The organism is Stenotrophomonas maltophilia (assembly GCF_003970865.1).
Lineage (GTDB): Bacteria > Pseudomonadota > Gammaproteobacteria > Xanthomonadales > Xanthomonadaceae > Stenotrophomonas > Stenotrophomonas maltophilia_AR.
The window spans coordinates 1-17,956 of record NZ_RXLZ01000015.1 but is presented as its reverse complement, the minus strand read 5'-3'; the positions used below and the strand labels follow the sequence as shown (position 1 = coordinate 17,956).

The following is a 17,956-nucleotide window of genomic DNA, read 5'->3' as shown; positions in this document are numbered from 1 at the left end:
CATGTCACTGCAATCCCTGGACATCATCCGCCGCTCGGCCACTACCACGCCCTCGCCGGAGGCGCGTGGTGCGCACACCGGCCAGGTCGCCAAGCTGATCGATGTGAGCAAGTGCATCGGCTGCAAGGCCTGCCAGGTCGCCTGCATGGAGTGGAACGACCTGCGCGACGAAGTGGGCAGCTGCGTTGGCAGCTACGACAACCCGCCCGACCTGAGCGAACAGTCGTGGACGGTGATGAAGTTCCGCGAGTACGAGGACGAGAAGGGCAAGCTGGAGTGGCTGATCCGCAAGGAAGGCTGCATGCACTGCAGCGACCCGGGCTGCCTGAAGGCCTGTCCGTCGCCCGGCGCAATCATCCAGTACGCCAACGGCATCGTCGACTTCCAGGAAGAGAACTGCATCGGCTGCGGCTACTGCGTGACCGGTTGCCCGTTCGACGTGCCGCGCATCTCCAAGAAGGACCACAAGGCCTACAAGTGCACCCTGTGTTCGGACCGGGTGGCGGTGGGCCAGGAACCGGCCTGCGTGAAGACCTGCCCGACCGGGGCGATCACCTTTGGCAGCAAGCAGGCGATGACCGAGCACGCGGCCGGACGCGTGGAAGACCTGAAATCGCGCGGCTACGAGAACGCCGGCCTGTACGACCCGCAGGGCGTGGGCGGCACCCACGTGATGTACGTGCTGCAGCACGTGGACAAGCCGGAGCTGTATGCCGACCTGCCCAAGGACCCGCGAATCAGCCCGATGGTGGAAATCTGGAAGGGCGTGGCCAAGCCGCTGGGCGTGCTGGCGATCGCCGCCACCGCCTTCGCCGGCTTCCTGCATTACATCGGCATCGGCCGCAACACGGTCAATGACGAGGAAGAAGAGGAAGCCGAGCACGAGGCGAAGAAGATCGAAGAGGAGCAGCGGCCATGAAGTACGCCCCGCACCCGCGTCAGATCATCCGCTACCGCGCACCGACCCGCATCAACCACTGGATCGTGGCGATCTGCTTCGTGCTGACCGCGCTGTCCGGGCTGGCGCTGTTCCACCCTGCCCTGTTCCCGTTGACCCAGTTGTTCGGTGGCGGCCCGTGGACGCGCATCCTGCATCCGTTCATCGGCCTGGCCATGGTGGTGGGCTTTGCGCTGCTGGCGTTCCGCATGTGGCGCGACAATCTGCCGACCGCCGACGATGGCAAGTGGATGCGCGGCATGCGCGATGTGCTGCGCAACGAGGATGAGAAGCTGCCGCCGGTGGGTCGCTTCAATGCCGGCCAGAAGCTGCTGTTCTGGGCCATCATCGGCTGCCTGTCGGCGCTGCTGCTGACCGGCTTCGTGATCTGGCGGCAGTACTTCAGCCACTTCTTCCCGATCGGGGTGATCCGCTTCTCGGTGCTGGCCCATGCGCTGTTCGGCTGGGTGCTGGTGTGCGCGATCGTGGTGCACATCTATGCGGCGATCTGGATCAAGGGCTCGGTGCGGGCGATGACCCAGGGCAAGGTGACCTATGGGTGGGCGTACAAGCACCACCGGCAGTGGTTCCGGGACATCCTGCGCGGACGTCGGGAAGAGGGGTAGCGGCAGGGCCTGCGGCCCTGCACCCGCAGAGGCAACGTCAACGTCAAGAGCGGGTTTCCTGGGGGATGGCGGGGTGGGTCCGGTTGCGGGGGACGCTGCAAGTACGTCCATGTAAGCTCGGTCGCCGCATCCATGCGGCTCACGCCCCCGCAACCGGACCCACCCCGCCTTCGACAGGTTCCTGCGATCTGTCGGGACGGCGTTCTGCGTTGCTGTTGGTGGGTGTCGACCTTGGTCGACACAATGAACACGGCAACAACCGATGGGGTCAGATCCGTTTTCCTATGGAAAACGGATCTGACCCCATCCATTTCAAATGGCCTGCAATGCGCTGGACGCCAGCGCTGACAACGGCGAGGATGGAGGCTGGTTCTTCTGGCTGGCCCTGCATGGCGCAACGCATCCTTGAACCCGGTGAGATCGAGACGCTGGCCTCGCGCGATGTTCCGCGCATCATCCTGCCCGATACCGCGTCGCTGTTTGCCGGACGTGCGGACCGCCTGCGCAGTCTGGCTGCACACAGTGCCATCGGTGGTTACCTGCAGCTGCTGGCGGCGTTGGCCGATGCGCAGCAGGCGCTGCTGGAGGATCTGACACCGCAGCAACGCGAGGAACTTCAGGCACAGGCGCGTGCACAGCAGTCGAGTGCGGCGGCCGGCGCCGGGATGCCGTTGCGGCCGGCCAACACACTTCAGCTGGATGGCTGTTGGCGCGACTGGCTGCGCACGCTGTGCCAGCACTGTGCCGACGAAGCGGGGCTGCCGGTGGAAACCCGGCAGGAGCTGCAACGCGTCGCCGCGGCCGACGACGCCTGGCTGGATGCGCAGGCACACGCGGTGCTGGAGCGCGATGATGCGCCGTCGGTGGATGCGGTCGCTGCGCTGCTGGTGATGAACGCACTGCAGGTTTACTGGGCGGTGCTCTCAGCCAGCTTCCGCCCCACCGACCTGAAGCCGCTGGCCGATGCGCCTGGGCTGTGCCCGCTGTGCGGCACGTTGCCGGTGACCAGCGTGGTGCAGGCACGCCCACCCTATGCGTCTTACCGTTACCTGTCGTGCTCGCTGTGCGCCTGCCAGTGGCACTACGTGCGCGTGCAGTGCAGCCAATGTGGTGCCGCCGGCAAGGACATCGCCTATCGCGCCCTGGCCGATGTGCACGGCGACAGCGGCGAGGCGGTGCGCGAGAGCGCGGTACGCGCCGAGACCTGCGACCACTGCCACAGCTACCGCAAGATCCTGTATCTGGAGAAAGACCCGTCACTGGAGCCGGTGGCCGATGACCTCGGCACGCTGGCGCTGGATCTGCTGCTGGCCGAGGAAGGCTATGCGCGTGCCAGCCAGAATCCGCTGCTGTGGCAATCCGACGGCGATTGAGGCGATGACAGCCACGCCCCCCACCCCGGCATCGGCCGCCACCCTGCCCTCACTGGACCGGGTGCTGCGCCTGCCTGCACTGGCGGCGCTGATCGAAGGCCACGGTCGAAACCGCATCACCCAGCTGCTGCGTTCGCACCTGCAGGTGCTGCGCGACCGTATCAGCGCCGGCCAGTTGTCGACCGCGCAGCTGCAGGAAGCGGTTGACGGTCCGGCGCTGGTTGCGGCGGTCGAGGCCGCACTGGCGGCCGATGCACGGCTGGATCTGCAGCCGATGTTCAACCTGACCGGCACCGTGCTGCATACCAATCTGGGCCGCGCATTGCTGCCCGAGGCCGCGGTGCAGGCCGTCACCCGCGCGATGACCGCGCCGGTGGATCTGGAGTTCGACGTCATCCGTGGCCGTCGCGGAGACCGCGATGCACGGGTGCAGGCATTGATCTGCGAACTGACCGGCGCTGAAGCCGCCACCGTGGTCAACAACAATGCGGCAGCGGTCCTGCTGCTGCTCAACAGCCTGGCCAACCGCCGCGAGGTGGCCGTCTCACGCGGCGAGCTGGTGGAGATCGGCGGCGCTTTCCGCATCCCGGATGTGATGCGCAGCGCGGGCGCTCGGCTGCTGGAAGTGGGTACCACCAACCGCACCCATGCGGCCGACTTCACCAACGCCATCGGCGCGCGCACAGCGCTGCTGATGGAAGTGCATGCCAGCAACTACGCGATCACCGGATTCACTGCCAAGGTCGACACGGCGGCGATGGCCACGATCGCGCACAAGCATGGCCTGCCGCTGGTGGTGGACCTGGGCAGTGGCAGCCTGTGCGATCTGGCCACGTTCGGCCTGCCGCACGAGCCCACCGTGCAGGAAACACTGGCGGACGGCGCCGATCTGGTTTCGTTCAGCGGCGACAAGCTGCTGGGTGGCCCGCAGGCCGGCATCATCGCCGGTCGCGCCGACCTGATCGCGCGGATCAACCGCAACCCGCTCAAGCGCGCACTGCGCATGGACAAGATGGGCCTGGCCGCACTGGAAGCGGTGCTGGCCCTGTACCGCGAACCGGAGCTGCTGGCGCAGCGGCTACCGACGCTGCGCATGCTGTCGCGCACGCAGGAGCATATCGATGCGCAGGCCCAGCGCCTGCTGCAGCCGATGCGTGCCTCGCTGGCGGCGGACTACACCCTCGAGCCTGCGTCGATGCGCAGCCAGATCGGCAGCGGCGCGCAGCCACAGGCGCAGCTGGCCAGCGCCGGACTGCGCATTGCCAGCGCACGCCGTGGCGGACTGGATCGCCTGGCCAAGCGCTTGCGTCAGCTACCGCGCCCGGTGCTGGGCCGCATTGCCGATGACGCGTTGTGGCTGGACCTGCGTTGCCTGGAACCGGCCGACGAAGCCGACTTCCTCGCCCAGTGGAGCACGCTGCAGGCATGATCGTCGGCACCGCCGGGCATATCGACCATGGCAAGACCAGCCTGGTACGGGCACTGACCGGCATCGAAACCGATCGCCTGCAGGAAGAGCGTACGCGTGGTATTTCCATCGAGCTGGGCTATGCCTATGTTCCTGTGGAACGCAGGGACGGCACAGGTCCTGTCGCGACGCTGGGTTTCGTCGACGTGCCGGGCCACGAGCGCTTCGTGCACACGATGGTGGCCGGCGCCACGGGTATCGACGGCGCCCTGCTGGTCATCGCTGCCGACGACGGCGTGATGCCACAGACCCGCGAACATCTGGCCATCCTGCAACTGCTGGGCGTGAACCGCGGTGCGGTGGCGCTGACCAAGATCGACCGTGTGGATGCGGCGCGCCTGGCCCGGGTCGAGATCGAGGTCGCTGCCCTGCTGGCCGGCACGCCACTGCAGGATTCCCCTGTGTTCACCTGCAACAGCACCGCACCCGACGATGCTGGCATCAACGCGCTGCGTACCCAGCTGCACGCGTGGGCGGCGGACGACGCCAGCACGCGCCAGGCCGAACTGCGCAGCGAGCTGTTCCGCATGCCGGTGGACCGCGTGTTCTCGCTGGCCGGCCACGGCACGCTGGTGACCGGCGCAGTGCACGGCGGCATCGCCTCGGTGGGTGAGCATCTGCAACTGATGCCGGCCGCCACTGAAGTGCGCATACGCAGCATCCACGCGCAGAACCAGGCCAGTGACCACGCGATGGCCGGGCAGCGCTGCGCGCTGAACCTGGCGGCCATCGCCCGTGACGACATCCACCGCGGTGACTGGATCGCCGACGCACGCGCACTGCTGGCCACCACCCGCGTTGATGTGCGGTTGCGGCTGTCCGCGTTGGCCGCACCGTTGCGCGACTGGGCACCGCTGCATATCCACTGGGGCACGATGCACCGGCAGGCCCATGTGGTGCTGCTGGAGGACCATGACCACGGTGATGGGCAGTTGGTGCAACTGGTGTTCGATGCTCCGGTCTGTGCGATGTGTGGCGATCGCTTCATTGCCCGCGATTCAGCGGCCACCCACACGCTGGGCGGCGGCCTCGTGCTCGATCCGGACCCGCCACAGCGGCGCCGGCGCAGTCCTGCACGGCTCGCATGGCTGGGAGCACTGGAGCAACTGGCCGCGGGTGCGGGAATCGGCCCACTGTTGCAGCAGGCGCCCTTCGGCGTTGCCATGGCCGCGCTGCAGCGCTACTGCCGGCGCGCCGCCGACCGGATCGATCTTCCTGCAGGCACGCGACGCATCGTCACCCGCGAAGACACGGTAGTCATCCTTGTGTCGCACTGGCAGGCATTGCGCGAGCAGGTGATCGCCTCACTGCGTGGATGGCATGAGCGACGCCCGGACGAACCCGGTGTCGACAGCGGCCGCCTGCAGCGCAGCACCCTGCCCGCGCTTGCAGCGAGCCTCTGGAATGCGCTGCTGCAGGACCTGCTGGACGACGGCAGCGTGCAACGCGTGGGTGCCTGGTGGCGCCTGCCCGGGCATGACCATGCGCCACCGGAACGCGAGCGTCTGCTGCTGGAACGCGTGCTGCCGCAACTGCACGCCGGTCGCTTCGATCCGCCGTGGGTGCGCACCCTTGCTGCCGAGATCGGCCTGGCCGAAGACGAAGTCCGCGCCGTCCTGCGCCGCGCCACCGCACGTGGCGAGCTGTTCCAGGTGGTGCCGGACCTGTTCTATGCACCCGCGTGCATTGCGGAACTCGCCGCGATCGTCGCGCAGCTGTCACAGGCCAGCGGCACGGTGGATGCGGCCACGTTCCGCGATGCTATCGGCCTGGGCCGCAAACGCAGCATCCAGATCTTGGAGTTCTTCAATCGCGTTGGCTACACTCGACGCGTCGGTGACCAGCATCGGCCGCGCGGCGACCTGCAGTGGAACGCAGCCCGCGACTGAGCCCACCGGTACCGCCGTACTTTCGGAAGGCATGCGCATCCGGGCATGCGGCTGGGCTTCAAACCCAGTAGGGGGCGTCGATCGTTCCCTGGTAGGTTCGACTCCTGCTGCCTTCCGCCATTCGCGTTCCCGCAGGAGATGTCGGCATGGCCACGCACGCACAGTCCCCCGCCCCTTCAACGGCCGATGCCCCGCAACGACTGACCTCGCTGGCACACGGTGGTGGCTGCGGCTGCAAGATCGCGCCGGGCGTACTGAGCGAACTGCTGCGCGGCGTTCCGGCGCTTCCGGCACCGGTTGAACTGCTGGTCGGCCGCGAGACCAGCGACGACGCGGCGGTGTACCGCCTCGATGATCGCCAGGCAATTGTCGCCACCACCGATTTCTTCATGCCCATCGTCGACGACCCGTTCGACTTCGGCCGCATCGCCGCCACCAACGCGTTGTCGGACCTGTACGCGATGGGTGCCCGGCCATTGTTCGCACTGGCCATCGTCGGCATGCCGATCAACACGCTGCCGCAGGACACCATCCGCGGCATTCTTCAGGGGGGCGAACGCTCCTGCGCCGATGCCGGCATCGTGGTCGCTGGTGGCCACAGCATCGATTCGGTGGAACCCATCTACGGCCTGGCCGCGATCGGCGTGCTCGACCCGCAGCGACTCAAGCGCAATGCCGATGCCCGCGCAGGCGACGTGCTGGTGCTGGGCAAGCCGTTGGGCGTGGGCGTGTATTCGTCGGCGCTGAAGAAGGAAGTGCTGGATGCCGACGGCTACCAGCAGATGATCGCGTCGACCACCCGCCTGAACACCGTGGGCGTGCCGCTGGCTGCGCTGGACGGCGTGCATGCCATGACCGACGTCACCGGCTTCGGCCTGCTCGGCCACCTGCTGGAAGTGTGCCGCGCCAGTGGTGTCGCTGCCGAGGTGGGCAGTGCACAGGTGCCGCTGCTGCCGCAGGCGCTGGAGCTGCTGCAGCGTGGCTGCGTGACCGGCGCTTCCCACCGCAACTGGGCCTCGTATGGCGCCGAGGTGCGCTTCGCCGATGGGTTGCCGGCACACTGGCAGCCACTGCTGACCGACCCTCAGACCAGCGGCGGCCTGCTGGTGTCCTGCGCCCCGGAAGCGGCGGATGCGGTGCTGGCCTGCTTCCACGACGCGGGGTTCGGCCAGGCAGCCGTGGTCGGGCGTTTGAGCGAAGGAGCGCCGGGCGTCAGCGTGGTTTGAGACGTGAAGGTTTGCCAACGTCCCGTTTCCGGGGGCTTGAATTATGTCCAAAATATTGGACACTCAAGCCATGAACCTGATCGACATCGGCAAGGCGGTTCGTGCCCGCCGTGAGCAGCTTGGCCTGTCGCAAGGCCAACTGGCTCATCTCAGCGGCCTTTCCCGGCAGACCGTGGTCGGCCTGGAGGGGGGCACCCTGAGCGACCTGGGTGTCAATCGCGTGGGACAGTTGATGGCCGTGCTCGGTCTGGATGCACCGGCACCAACCACCGAAAGCCGGCTGCGCAAGCAAGGCCTGAAAATGGCCGCACGCACCGCCAACGTGAGCTACGCAAGGGAACTGACGGCTGGCGAGCTGGCGCGCGTGCTGGTCAGTGGGGAAGTTCCTGCCACCTACGCGGCGCAGATGGCGCACCTGCTGGATGAAGCCCCTCCCGCCATGATGGTGATGGCGGTCGAGGAAGCTGCAATCGGCGCGCAGATGCCACCACGGCGCATCTGGCGCAACGTGGCGAAGATGGCCAACACACTTTCTGCCCATCGCAAGGACCTGTGGATGTGAACCGCGAATTGCCTGGCGGTGCCTGGCAGGCGCTGCTGCCCCGGGCGCTTGTCCTCATCGGGGAGATCCGGTGCCATGGCGGCGTCACCGATCCGTTCTGGACGTTGGGCGGCGGAACGGTACTGATGTTTCGACATCGGCACCGACTCAGCAAGGACATCGACATTTTCGTGCCGAACCCCCAATACCTGGGCTTCGTCACTCCCCGCTTGAGCGATGTGGCCGCAAACCTGACCAGCGACTACAGCGAAGATCCCAGCGCCTGGGTCAAGCTGCAGTTCGAGGAAGGCGAGGTGGATTTCGTCGCGGCGCCCAATCTTCTTGATGATGCCTGGGAGGAATGGACGATCGATGGGCAGCGCATACGCGTGGAAACGTCGGCGGAAATCATCGCCAAGAAAATGTTCCATCGCGGGCATCGAACAACGGCCCGAGACCTGTTCGATCTTGCGCTGGTCATCGAACGCGAGCCGGACGCGCTGGCGGCCGCCGCAGACGCACTGGTGCGCCATCGATCAACGTTTCTTGATCAGATACGCAATCCCCATCCGACATTGAAGATTGCGTTCAAGGCCATCGACACGCTGGACTACACGCCAGGCTTCGACCACTGCGTCGCGATTGCCGGAGACTACCTGGAAGGACTTTGATCCTCCCAGGCGATTGCGCAGAGCATCACTCGATGTTCTGCACCTGTTCGCGGATCTGGTCGATCAGCACCTTCAGCTCCACCGCGGCATTGGAGGTACGGCTGTCCACCGACTTCGAGCCCAGCGTGTTGGCTTCGCGGTTGAACTCCTGCAGCAGGAAGTCCAGGCGTCGACCGACCGGCTCGCGCTGCTTGAGCACGCGGCGGATCTCAACGATGTGGCTGCCGAGGCGGTCCAGCTCTTCATCCACGTCCAGCTTCTGCAGCCACAGGACCAGCTCCTGCTCGGCACGGCCGGGGTCGACCGGGTGCGGCAGGTCGGCCAGGCGTGCGGCCAGCTTGGCGCGCTGGCCGTCGCGAATGGCCGGAATTAGCGTGCGCACTTCGGTGGCGATGCGTTCGATGCCGTCCACGCGCTCGCTGATGGCCGAGGACAACTTGCCGCCTTCGCGCTCACGGGCCTCGACGAAGCCATCCAGCACCTGGTCCAGCAGCGCCAGAGCCTCGACCTGCAGGGCGGCGGCGTCGGTGGCCTCGCCACGGGTCACGCCCGGCAGCTGCAGCAGGTCGGTGAAGCTGACCTGCAGGTTGGGGAAATCGGAGGTCAGGCGGTGCGCCAGGCGGCCCAGCTGGCCCAGCAGGGCCTCGTCCACCTGCAGGTTGGCCGCCGCTTCCGGCGCGCGCAGGCGCATCACCAGATCCAGCTTGCCACGGCTCAGGCGCGCGGCGATGCGCTCGCGCAGCTGCGGCTCGAGCGCCCGCAGTTCCTCGGGCAGGCGGGTGCCGACCTCCAGGAAGCGGTGGTTGACCGAGCGCAGCTCGCAGCCCAGCGTGCCCCACGGGGTGACCCGCTCGCCGCCGGCATAGGCGGTCATGCTTCGAATCATGGATTGTGTCCGGTGCGTGCAAAGGGGGAATGGTACCCTAGCGCCCTCACCAGAGCCCCCTTGCCCGCCCCGTGAAGGCTGCGGGCGTGGCGGCGTACTCCCTCGCCATTACGGAACCCGCACCATGTCCGATTCCCGCCCCAGCGGCCGCCAGCCCGACCAGCTCCGCCCGGTCGTCATCCAACGCGGCTTCACCCGCCACGCCGAAGGTTCGGTGCTGGTGTGCTTCGGTGAAACCCGTGTGCTGTGCACCGCCAGCGTCGAGAACCGCGTGCCGGGCTTCCTGCGTGGCAAGGGCGAAGGCTGGGTGACCGCCGAGTACGGCATGCTGCCGCGTGCCACCCACACCCGCAGCGACCGTGAAGCGGCCCGCGGCAAGCAGGGTGGCCGCACGCTGGAGATCCAGCGCCTGATCGGCCGCAGCCTGCGCGCGTGCGTGGACCGCAACGCGCTGGGCGAACGCACCATCACCCTCGACTGCGACGTGCTGCAGGCCGACGGTGGCACCCGCACCGCCGCCATCACCGGCGCCTACGTGGCGCTGGTCGATGCGGTGAACGTGCTGATGAAGCGTGGCGACATCAAGCGCAACCCGATCCTGGGCGCGGTGGCCGCCGTATCGGTGGGCGTGTACCGCGGCACCCCGGTGCTGGACCTGGACTACGCCGAAGACAGCGACTGCGACACCGACATGAACGTGGTGATGAACGACGGTGGTGGCTTCATCGAGCTGCAGGGCACCGCCGAAGGCCACGCCTTCCGTCGTGATGAACTGGACGCGCTGCTGGGCCTGGCCGAAAAGGGCGTTGGCGAACTGCTGGCCGCACAGCAGGCGGCGCTGTCGGCATGAACCGCCGCATCGCCCTGACCACCCTGGTGGTGGCCGACTATGACGAAGCCATTGCCTGGTACACCGGCAAGCTCGGCTTCGCCCTGCTGGACGACATCGACCAGGGCAGCAAGCGCTGGGTGGTGGTCGGGCCGACCGATGGCAGCGCCGCCGCCCTGCTGCTGGCCCGCGCCAGCGACGAGGAACAGCGCAGCCGCATCGGCAACCAGACCGGTGGCCGCGTCGCCTTCTTCCTCAACACCGATGACTTCCATCGCGACCACGCCGCGATGCTGGCCGCCGGGGTCGAGTTCCTGGAAGCGCCGCGCGAAGAACCCTATGCAACGGTCGCGGTGTTCCGCGATCTGTATGGCAACACCTGGGACCTGCTGGAGCCCCGCCAATGAAGAAACTGGTACTGGCCAGCCACAACGCCGGCAAGCTGGTGGAGATGCAGGAGATCCTCGCCGACCTGCCGCTGCAGATCACCTCGGCCGCCGAACTGGGCCTGGGCGACGTGGAAGAGACCGGCCTGACCTTCGTCGAGAACGCGCTGCTGAAGGCACGCGCAGCCTGCGAAGCGACCGGCCTGCCGGCGCTGGCCGATGATTCGGGCCTGATCGTCGATGCCCTCGACGGTGCGCCCGGCCTGTACAGCGCGCGCTATGCCGGCCACCCGACCAACGCCGCGGCCAACAACGCCAAGCTGCTGGACGCGATGGCCGACATTCCCGATGGCCAGCGCAGCGCCCGCTTCTATGCGGTGATCGTGCTGCTGCGCCACGTCACCGACCCGCAGCCGCTGATCTGCGAAGGCCGCTGGGAAGGCCAGATCATCCGCGAGCTGCGTGGCACCAATGGTTTCGGCTACAACCCGGTGTTTCTGGACACCGCCCACGGCCTGACCGCCGCGGAAATGGAGCCGGCGCTGAAGAACGCCATCAGCCACCGCGCCATTGCCCTGCAGCAGCTCAAGCAGCAGCTGGCGACGCTGTACTGACGCCACCCGATCGAACCAGGGAAGCCGGCCAGCGGCCGGCATTACCGAAGAAGCCCATGCCGCACGCCCACGACCACGACCACTGCAACCACCTGCCCGGCGAAGCCTGCTCCGCCGACCACGACAGCCCGCCGCGGCTGGTGCCGCCACCGCTGTCGTTGTACGTGCACCTGCCGTGGTGCGTGCGCAAATGCCCGTACTGCGATTTCAATTCGCACCAGGCCAAGGGCGAGCTGCCGTTCGATGCCTACATCGATGCACTGCTGCGCGACCTGGACCAGGACCTGCCGCTGGTCTGGGGCCGGGTGGTGCACAGCGTGTTCTTCGGTGGCGGCACGCCCAGCCTGTTTCCGCCGGAGGCGATCGACCGCTTCCTGCAGCAGGCCAGCGCGCGCCTGCGCTTTGCCCCCAACGCCGAAATCACCCTGGAAACCAACCCGGGCACGGCCGAGCATGGCCGTTTCGACCGCTACCGCGCGGCCGGCGTGAACCGCCTCAGCTTCGGCATCCAGAGTTTCGACGATGCGATGCTCAAGCGCCTGGGCCGCATCCACGACAGTGGTGAAGCCGAGCGCGCGGTGAAGATGGCCCAGGACGCGGGCTACGACAACTTCAACATCGACCTGATGTACGCACTGCCGGAACAGACCCTGGCCGGTGCCGAGGCTGACCTGGAACGCGCGTTCGCGCTGCAGCCGGCGCACATCTCGCACTACCAGCTGACCCTGGAACCGAACACGGTGTTCTTCGCGCGGCCGCCGCAGGGCATTCCCGATGAAGACAATGCCTGGGACATGCAGGAACACTGCCAGGCCCTGCTGGCGCAGGCCGGCTTCGGCCAGTACGAGGTCAGCGCCTATGCCCGGCCGGGCCGGCAGAGCGCGCACAACCTGAACTACTGGCGCTTCGGCGATTACCTGGGCATCGGTGCCGGCGCGCACGGCAAGATCAGCTCGGGCGCCGAGGAACACGTGCTGCGCCGCTGGAAGCTGAAGCATCCGCAGGCCTACCTGGACAGCGCCGGTACTCCGACCTCGTTCGGTGGCGACGACGTGATCGCAGCCGAACGCCTGCCGTTCGAGTACATGCTCAACCTGCTGCGCCTGCACGAAGGTTTCGGCCTGCGCGATTTCGAATCGCGCACCGGGCTGCCACGCAGCGTGCTGGACGCTCCCCTGGCCGAGGCCGTCCAGCGCGGCTGGCTGGACGTGACGGATGGCCATGTGCAACCGACCGAGCTGGGCCGCCGCTTCACCAACGATGTGGTGAGCCTGTTCCTGGAAGATTGATCCTCGCCTGACAGAGGGTCGTGCCGGCCGCTGGTCGGCAATCCGGTGAAGACAGAACTGCCGGCCAGCGGCCGGCACTACCGTTCATCGGTCGGGCCATGCCCGGCGAACGGGATGCACATCCACCCTAAAGTAGCGCCGACAGCGGCCGACACGGTAGATTCACCAGATCGATCCGCGGGAATCCGGGTACCGCCTGCCGATGTCAGCTGTCTTTTCCATCACTCCTGCCGACAAGAACCGCCTGGCCGCCAGCGACCTGCCACCGCGGGTACGTGAGCTGCTGGGCGCGCTGATCGGCCTGTGCCGGCAGACGCTGGCGGCGCCCCTGATTCTGACCGTCGAAGCGCTGGAGCAGACCCTGCTGCACGACGCCGATCGCGCACGCAATCCGCAGCAGCAGGCCGAGCTGATGGCCCAGCGTGGACAGCTGCACGCCTTCGCCGGCCACTTCGCCGACCGCATGCTCGATGCCGTGGCCGACGCCCTCGCACGCCTGCGCGAACCGGTCAGCGGTGTCAGCACCAGTGCTAGGCCGCCAGCGCTGCCGGGCATGCTCGGGCTGTCGCTGGTTGATGAGCACGAAGTGGATCGCGACCTGCTGCTGACCGAGATGGTGCGGCGCGAAACCCTGCGTTCAACCAACACACTGAACCTGCTGGGCCAACGCCTGGGCGTACTGGCGGCGGCGCCGGCCTTCGAGGCCGACACCCTGCCGCTGGCACCGCAGGCACTGTGCGCGATGGTGCGCCGGATTGCCGAACAGGACGCGCTGAGCGTCGAGGTACAGCTGGCGCTGTATCGCAGTTTCGAACGGCAGGTGCTGGAACGGCTGGGCGATATCCTTGACCGTGCCAATGCCCTGCTGGCCCAGTCCGGCGTACTGCAGGGGCTGGTCTACACCCCCTACCTGGCACGCTCGTCGAGCACGCGGCGGATCATCACCCAGTCGGTGGGAGGTGGCCGCACCACGCAGCCGGCCAAGCGCACCGCAGCCCCCCTCACCGGCTGGAACGGTTCGGCACCGGCCGGCTCCTGGTCCAGCCTGGTGCAGGACGCCTTCCACGAGGGCGGCGCAGCCGGCCCCGCCACGCCGGGCGTGACCACATCCACCGGCAGTGCATTGCATGAACTGCTGCAGCAGGCGCGGCATGCCAGCCCTGCACCGGCGGACAGCGGCGCGGTGCCCAGCGCGGCAGTCGACGCGGTACTCGCGCGCCTGCAGGCCCAGTCCAGTGCGGCAACCGGTGTGGCCGACCTGCAGGCTGCCGTGGTCGCGCAGCTGCGCAGCGAGCATGGTGCGCAGGCCCAGCTGGGCAGTCACGACCGGGACAACCTCGACCTGCTGCGCATGCTGATGCAGCAGGTGCAACAGCAGCAGCGTCCCGATCCGGTGCCGGCCGCGCTGCTGGCTCGCCTGCAGGTGCCCCTGGCACGCGCGGCGATGGCCGATCCGGGCTTCTTCGTGCGCGACGAACACCCCGCGCGTGAGCTGCTCAACCAGATCGCCGAAGTCGGCGCCAACTGGCTGGGCGATGAGGATGTGGACCCGCAGCTGCTGCAGCGCATGGCGCAGAGCGTGCAGGGCCTGCTGGGGCAGGATGCGCGTGCGCCGGAAGCCTTTGCCGCCGCCAACGAAGACGTGCAGCAGCACCAGCGCGCGGCGGCCCATCGTGCCGAACTGGCCGAGCGCCGCCACGTGGAAGCCGCGCGCGGCAAGGAACGATTGGAACTGGCCCGTCGCCAGGCCACCGCACAGATCGACCAGTGCTGCGACACGCAGTCGCCACCGCGCTTCGTGCAGACCCTGCTGCGCCAGGCCTGGGCCGATGCACTGACCCTCACCCGCCTGCGCCATGGCGACGATTCGCCACAGTGGCAGGAACGCCTGCAACAGACCGAGCGCATCGCTGCCATCACCGCGCAAGCCATCGACGCCCCCGGCGGCACCGATACCGCGCTGGCAGCGGACGTGGAGGCCGCACTGCTGCAGGTCGGCTACCACGCCGAGGAAGCCGCCGCCGTCGCGCGCAGGCTGGCCACGCCCGGCGGCGAGGATGAAAGCACCTCGCGTACCGAGCTCAGCGCACGCCTGAAGGCACGTGCGCGCCTGGGCGAGCACGCCGGCACGAACAGTGGCACCGCACCTGCCACGCCGCGCAGCAGCGCCGAAGAAGCGGCCTACCGACAGCTGTCCAGCCTGCCGTTCGGCAGTTGGTTCGACATCGACATGGGCGATGGCACGATGCGCCGCCAGCGCCTGTCCTGGTACAGCCTGCTGACCGGCCACGCGTTGTTCGTCAATGCGCGCGGGCAGAAGATCACCGATACCGACCTGGATGCGCTGGCACGGCAGATCAGTGCCGGGCGCGCGCAGCTGGTCACCGAAGACAAGGGCCGGCTGGTCGACCGCGCCTGGGAAGCCAGCCTCGGTGCACTGCGTGCACTGGCCACGGGCCGCGCACAGGAGACCCCCGCATGAAAGCCGTACCGCCGCAGGACACCCGACGCGCGCCACGCCGCCAGGTCTCGGACCTGGTGCCGGTTACCGACCAGATGCGCGAGTGCGTGGTCGGGCGCCTCGGCAATGTCTCCGAAACCGGCATGCTGATGCTGGCCAGCGCCCCGCTGCGCGAGGATGCGCTGTACCAGCTGCGCTTCCCGTTGCCACTGGGTGATGGCCGCCAGCAGGCCATCGACGTGGGCGTGCATCTGCTGTGGAGCGAGCCCGCGCACGTTCCCGGGCAGAGCTGGACCGGCTTCCGCTTCCTGACCCTGTCACGCGAACATCGGCAGCTGCTGCGCCAGTGGGTGGGCGAGGACAGCGACGAGGGACCGGTTTCGACGGCCTGAGTGCCGGTTCCGGCACAGCGGTTTTTCGCGGTATGCGGCAGAATCTAGGGCCGTTTTCCGTGTCGAGCCACCGCAATGATCCAGCAAGACCCCGGCGCCCTGTATTCCGACCACCTGGCCGTGCTGTGCCGACGTGCCGAACAGGCGCTGGCCCGCGGTGGCTTCGATCACCTGGTGGTGCCCAGCGGCACCCTGCACTACCAGGTGTTCGACGACCGCGACTACCCGTATGCGGTCAACCCGCAGTTCAAGGTCTGGCTGCCGCTGACCCGCGTGCCCAACAGCTGGATCGTGTTCACCCCGGGCAAGCGCCCGGCAGTGATCTTCCACCAGCCCTTCGACTACTGGCACGTGGTGCCGGATGCCCCCAGCGGCTGGTGGGTGGAGCACTTCGACATCCACATCATCCGCAAGCCCGAAGAGGCGCTGGCCCTGCTGCCGGCCGACCCGTCGCGCTGCGCGATCCTCGGCGAGCCGCAGAGCGCGCTGGGCAACTACGTGCCGAACAACCCGGCGCCGGTGGTGAACTACCTGGAATGGCACCGCGGCAGCAAGACGCCGTATGAAATCGCACTGATGCGCCAGGCGCAGGTGCTGGGCGTGCGCGGCCACCGCGCCGCCGAAGCCGCGTTCCGCAACGGCGCCGACGAGTTCAGCATCCACATGGCGTACTGCCAGGCCGTGGGCCAGGATGCCAACGAGCTGCCCTACGGCAACATCGTAGCGCTGAACGAACATGCCGCCGTGCTGCATTACACCGAGCTGGGCCGCAAGGCACCGCAGCCGCTGCGCAGCTTCCTGATCGATGCCGGTGCCAGCGCGTACGGCTACGCCAGCGACATCACCCGCACCTACGCCGCGCAGGGCCACGACGAATTCGCCGCGATGATCGCCGCCGTTGACGCCGCCCAGCAGCAGATGTGCGCAGCGGTGCGCCCGGGCTTCGACTACAAGCAGCTGCACGTGGACGCACATCTTTCGCTGATGGGCGTGCTGAAGGACTTCGGCGTGATCAAGGTGTCGCCGCAGACCGCGCTGGAGACCGGCGTCAGCGCCGCGTTCTTCCCGCACGGCATCGGCCACCTGATCGGTCTGCAGGTGCACGACGTGGCCGGCTTCGCGGCCAGCGACGAAGGCGGCCGCATCGAGCGCCCGGCCGGCCACCCGTACCTGCGCCTGACCCGCGTGCTGGAACCGGGCATGGTGGTGACCATCGAGCCGGGCCTGTACTTCATCGACATGCTGTTGAATGAAGTGAAGGACGCCGGTCATGGTGATGCGATCAACTGGGACCGCGTGGACTTCTTCCGTCCGTATGGCGGCATCCGCATCGAAGACGAAGTGCTGTGCACCGAGGGCGAAGCGGACAACCTGACGCGGCCGGAGTTTGCGGCGGCGAACGGCTGAGCCCCTTGTGGTTGGATGCGGAATTCAAAAGCCGCGCTTGGCGGGGCGGGTAGGCCATGCAGGGGACGCTGCAAGTACGTCCCTGTAAGCTCGATGGCGCCATCCATGGCGCCAACGCCCCTGCATGGCCTACCCGCCCCACCTTTGACAGTTTCCTGCCGCGTCCAACCACGGAAAAGAGAAAAGAAAAGCAAAAGCGGGTCGCTCGCTGCGTTCGCTCTGTGTCGACCAAGGTCGACACCTACCAACAGCCGCGCGTGCCAACAATCGCAATTGCCAGTAGATCCACGCCATGCGTGGATGATTCATTCGATATCTGACAGATGTGCCGACCAACGGTCGGCACCCACCAACAGCCGCGTGAACCTGTCGAAGGCGGGGTACTGTGGGTTTGCGGGGTGTGAGCGGCATGGATGCCGCGACCAAGCCCCCATGGTGAAGTAACCCCCGAGACTTGGACGGGGTCAGGCGGCCGATTGGGCCCGCTCCCGGTACTTTACCGGGCTCAGGCCTTTCAATTTCAATTTGATGCGCTCTTCGTTGTAGTACTGGATGTATTCCACCAGCCCAGCCTCCAGATTTTCGATGCTGTCAAAGCTGTTCAGGTAGAAGAATTCCGACTTCAGTGTCCCGAAGAAGCTCTCCATTGCCGCATTGTCCAGACAGTTGCCACGCCGGGACATGCTTTGCTTCAAAGAGTGTTTTTCCAGCATGTGCCGGTAGTTTTCATGCTGGTACTGCCAGCCCTGGTCGGAGTGGATCATGGGGCGCTCATCCGGTGCGAGCTTCTTGATGGCCTCCTCCAGCATCTGACCCACCAGGTCGAACACGGGTTGGCGCTTGATCTGATAAGCCACAATTTCGCCGTTGTAGAGGTCCATGATCGGCGACAGGTACAGCTTCATGCCTTGCACCTTGAACTCGGTCACGTCAGTCACCCACTTCTGATTGGGCCGCTCGG

General features: G+C 67.3%; 17 protein-coding genes and 1 tRNA gene. 16 read left to right on the top strand and 2 right to left on the bottom strand.

Going from position 1 to position 17,956, the window contains the following annotated elements; all coding sequences use genetic code 11:
* Nucleotide 1 precedes the first annotated feature (1 nt).
* The 9 genes from fdxH (at nt 2) to EKL94_RS06840 (ending at nt 8,731) form a co-directional block, all read left to right on the top strand.
* A complete protein-coding gene (fdxH, locus tag EKL94_RS06880) occupies nt 2–919 on the top strand; it encodes a formate dehydrogenase subunit beta (RefSeq protein WP_126928518.1) in 918 nt (305 codons plus the stop codon).
* Nucleotides 916–1,563, top strand: coding sequence for a formate dehydrogenase subunit gamma (locus EKL94_RS06875; protein WP_032127833.1), 648 nt, complete (start codon nt 916–918; stop codon nt 1,561–1,563). Before fdxH ends, EKL94_RS06875 begins: the two co-directional genes overlap by 4 nt.
* A gap of 389 nt (nt 1,564–1,952) precedes the next feature.
* Nucleotides 1,953–2,936: a formate dehydrogenase accessory protein FdhE gene (gene fdhE, locus EKL94_RS06870; protein ID WP_126928517.1), complete on the top strand. Its 984-nt coding sequence runs from the start codon at nt 1,953–1,955 to the stop codon at nt 2,934–2,936.
* 4 nt (nt 2,937–2,940) lie between these two features.
* Complete coding sequence (selA, locus tag EKL94_RS06865; RefSeq protein WP_126928516.1) at nt 2,941–4,365, top strand: L-seryl-tRNA(Sec) selenium transferase; 1,425 nt, start codon at nt 2,941–2,943, stop codon at nt 4,363–4,365.
* On the top strand, nt 4,362–6,293 hold the full coding sequence (gene selB, locus EKL94_RS06860; RefSeq protein ID WP_126928515.1) for a selenocysteine-specific translation elongation factor: 1,932 nt from the start codon (nt 4,362–4,364) through the stop codon (nt 6,291–6,293). The genes selA and selB overlap by 4 nt, the downstream gene beginning before the upstream one ends.
* Before the next feature lie 24 nt (nt 6,294–6,317).
* Nucleotides 6,318–6,413: transfer RNA gene (locus EKL94_RS06855), tRNA-Sec, on the top strand.
* A gap of 26 nt (nt 6,414–6,439) precedes the next feature.
* Nucleotides 6,440–7,519: a selenide, water dikinase SelD gene (selD, locus tag EKL94_RS06850; RefSeq protein WP_126928514.1), complete on the top strand. Its 1,080-nt coding sequence runs from the start codon at nt 6,440–6,442 to the stop codon at nt 7,517–7,519.
* A 70-nt stretch (nt 7,520–7,589) separates the two neighbouring features.
* On the top strand, nt 7,590–8,081 hold the full coding sequence (locus tag EKL94_RS06845; protein ID WP_126928513.1) for a helix-turn-helix domain-containing protein: 492 nt from the start codon (nt 7,590–7,592) through the stop codon (nt 8,079–8,081).
* Nucleotides 8,078–8,731, top strand: a complete 654-nt coding sequence (locus tag EKL94_RS06840) for a nucleotidyl transferase AbiEii/AbiGii toxin family protein (RefSeq protein ID WP_126928512.1) — start codon at nt 8,078–8,080, stop codon at nt 8,729–8,731. The genes EKL94_RS06845 and EKL94_RS06840 overlap by 4 nt, the downstream gene beginning before the upstream one ends.
* A gap of 25 nt (nt 8,732–8,756) precedes the next feature.
* Here EKL94_RS06840 and EKL94_RS06835 read toward each other — a convergent pair whose 3' ends face one another.
* On the bottom strand, nt 8,757–9,617 hold the full coding sequence (locus tag EKL94_RS06835) for a YicC/YloC family endoribonuclease (RefSeq protein WP_126928511.1): 861 nt from the start codon (nt 9,615–9,617) through the stop codon (nt 8,757–8,759).
* Between the two features lie 124 nt (nt 9,618–9,741).
* On the opposite strand from EKL94_RS06835, the gene rph reads away from it, so the two are divergent.
* From rph to pepQ, 7 genes are all read left to right on the top strand, one after another.
* A complete protein-coding gene (gene rph, locus EKL94_RS06830; RefSeq protein ID WP_005410889.1) occupies nt 9,742–10,467 on the top strand; it encodes a ribonuclease PH in 726 nt (241 codons plus the stop codon).
* Nucleotides 10,464–10,853 (top strand): VOC family protein, encoded by a 390-nt coding sequence (locus EKL94_RS06825; RefSeq protein WP_126928510.1) that lies wholly within the window; start codon nt 10,464–10,466, stop codon nt 10,851–10,853. Before rph ends, EKL94_RS06825 begins: the two co-directional genes overlap by 4 nt.
* Complete coding sequence (gene rdgB / locus EKL94_RS06820) at nt 10,850–11,446, top strand: RdgB/HAM1 family non-canonical purine NTP pyrophosphatase (RefSeq protein ID WP_126928509.1); 597 nt, start codon at nt 10,850–10,852, stop codon at nt 11,444–11,446. Before EKL94_RS06825 ends, rdgB begins: the two co-directional genes overlap by 4 nt.
* A gap of 56 nt (nt 11,447–11,502) precedes the next feature.
* Nucleotides 11,503–12,735 carry a radical SAM family heme chaperone HemW gene (gene hemW, locus EKL94_RS06815; protein ID WP_126928508.1) on the top strand — a complete coding sequence of 411 codons (1,233 nt, stop codon included), beginning with the start codon at nt 11,503–11,505 and terminating at the stop codon, nt 12,733–12,735.
* A 202-nt stretch (nt 12,736–12,937) separates the two neighbouring features.
* On the top strand, nt 12,938–15,217 hold the full coding sequence (locus EKL94_RS06810) for a DUF1631 family protein (protein WP_126928507.1): 2,280 nt from the start codon (nt 12,938–12,940) through the stop codon (nt 15,215–15,217).
* Nucleotides 15,214–15,588 (top strand): PilZ domain-containing protein, encoded by a 375-nt coding sequence (locus EKL94_RS06805; protein ID WP_126928506.1) that lies wholly within the window; start codon nt 15,214–15,216, stop codon nt 15,586–15,588. The genes EKL94_RS06810 and EKL94_RS06805 overlap by 4 nt, the downstream gene beginning before the upstream one ends.
* A gap of 75 nt (nt 15,589–15,663) precedes the next feature.
* Nucleotides 15,664–16,995: a Xaa-Pro dipeptidase gene (gene pepQ, locus EKL94_RS06800; RefSeq protein WP_126928505.1), complete on the top strand. Its 1,332-nt coding sequence runs from the start codon at nt 15,664–15,666 to the stop codon at nt 16,993–16,995.
* 464 nt (nt 16,996–17,459) lie between these two features.
* Here pepQ and EKL94_RS06795 read toward each other — a convergent pair.
* On the bottom strand, nt 17,460–17,956 hold a 497-nt coding region (locus tag EKL94_RS06795; protein ID WP_126928504.1), incomplete at its 5' end, for an IS3 family transposase.

Excerpts from the sequence above, each read along its gene's own strand:
- EKL94_RS06810 (WP_126928507.1), top strand. The coding sequence starts at position 12,938 with ATGTCAGCTGTCTTTTCCATCACTCCTGCCGACAAGAACCGCCTGGCC.
- fdhE (WP_126928517.1), top strand. The coding sequence starts at position 1,953 with ATGGCGCAACGCATCCTTGAACCCGGTGAGATCGAGACGCTGGCCTCG.
- selA (WP_126928516.1), top strand. The coding sequence starts at position 2,941 with ATGACAGCCACGCCCCCCACCCCGGCATCGGCCGCCACCCTGCCCTCA.
- EKL94_RS06875 (WP_032127833.1), top strand. The coding sequence starts at position 916 with ATGAAGTACGCCCCGCACCCGCGTCAGATCATCCGCTACCGCGCACCG.
- EKL94_RS06805 (WP_126928506.1), top strand. The coding sequence starts at position 15,214 with ATGAAAGCCGTACCGCCGCAGGACACCCGACGCGCGCCACGCCGCCAG.
- selB (WP_126928515.1), top strand. The coding sequence starts at position 4,362 with ATGATCGTCGGCACCGCCGGGCATATCGACCATGGCAAGACCAGCCTG.
- fdxH (WP_126928518.1), top strand. The coding sequence starts at position 2 with ATGTCACTGCAATCCCTGGACATCATCCGCCGCTCGGCCACTACCACG.
- EKL94_RS06835 (WP_126928511.1), bottom strand. The coding sequence starts at position 9,617 with ATGATTCGAAGCATGACCGCCTATGCCGGCGGCGAGCGGGTCACCCCG.
- EKL94_RS06825 (WP_126928510.1), top strand. The coding sequence starts at position 10,464 with ATGAACCGCCGCATCGCCCTGACCACCCTGGTGGTGGCCGACTATGAC.
- rdgB (WP_126928509.1), top strand. The coding sequence starts at position 10,850 with ATGAAGAAACTGGTACTGGCCAGCCACAACGCCGGCAAGCTGGTGGAG.
- rph (WP_005410889.1), top strand. The coding sequence starts at position 9,742 with ATGTCCGATTCCCGCCCCAGCGGCCGCCAGCCCGACCAGCTCCGCCCG.
- hemW (WP_126928508.1), top strand. The coding sequence starts at position 11,503 with ATGCCGCACGCCCACGACCACGACCACTGCAACCACCTGCCCGGCGAA.
- EKL94_RS06845 (WP_126928513.1), top strand. The coding sequence starts at position 7,590 with ATGAACCTGATCGACATCGGCAAGGCGGTTCGTGCCCGCCGTGAGCAG.
- pepQ (WP_126928505.1), top strand. The coding sequence starts at position 15,664 with ATGATCCAGCAAGACCCCGGCGCCCTGTATTCCGACCACCTGGCCGTG.
- selD (WP_126928514.1), top strand. The coding sequence starts at position 6,440 with ATGGCCACGCACGCACAGTCCCCCGCCCCTTCAACGGCCGATGCCCCG.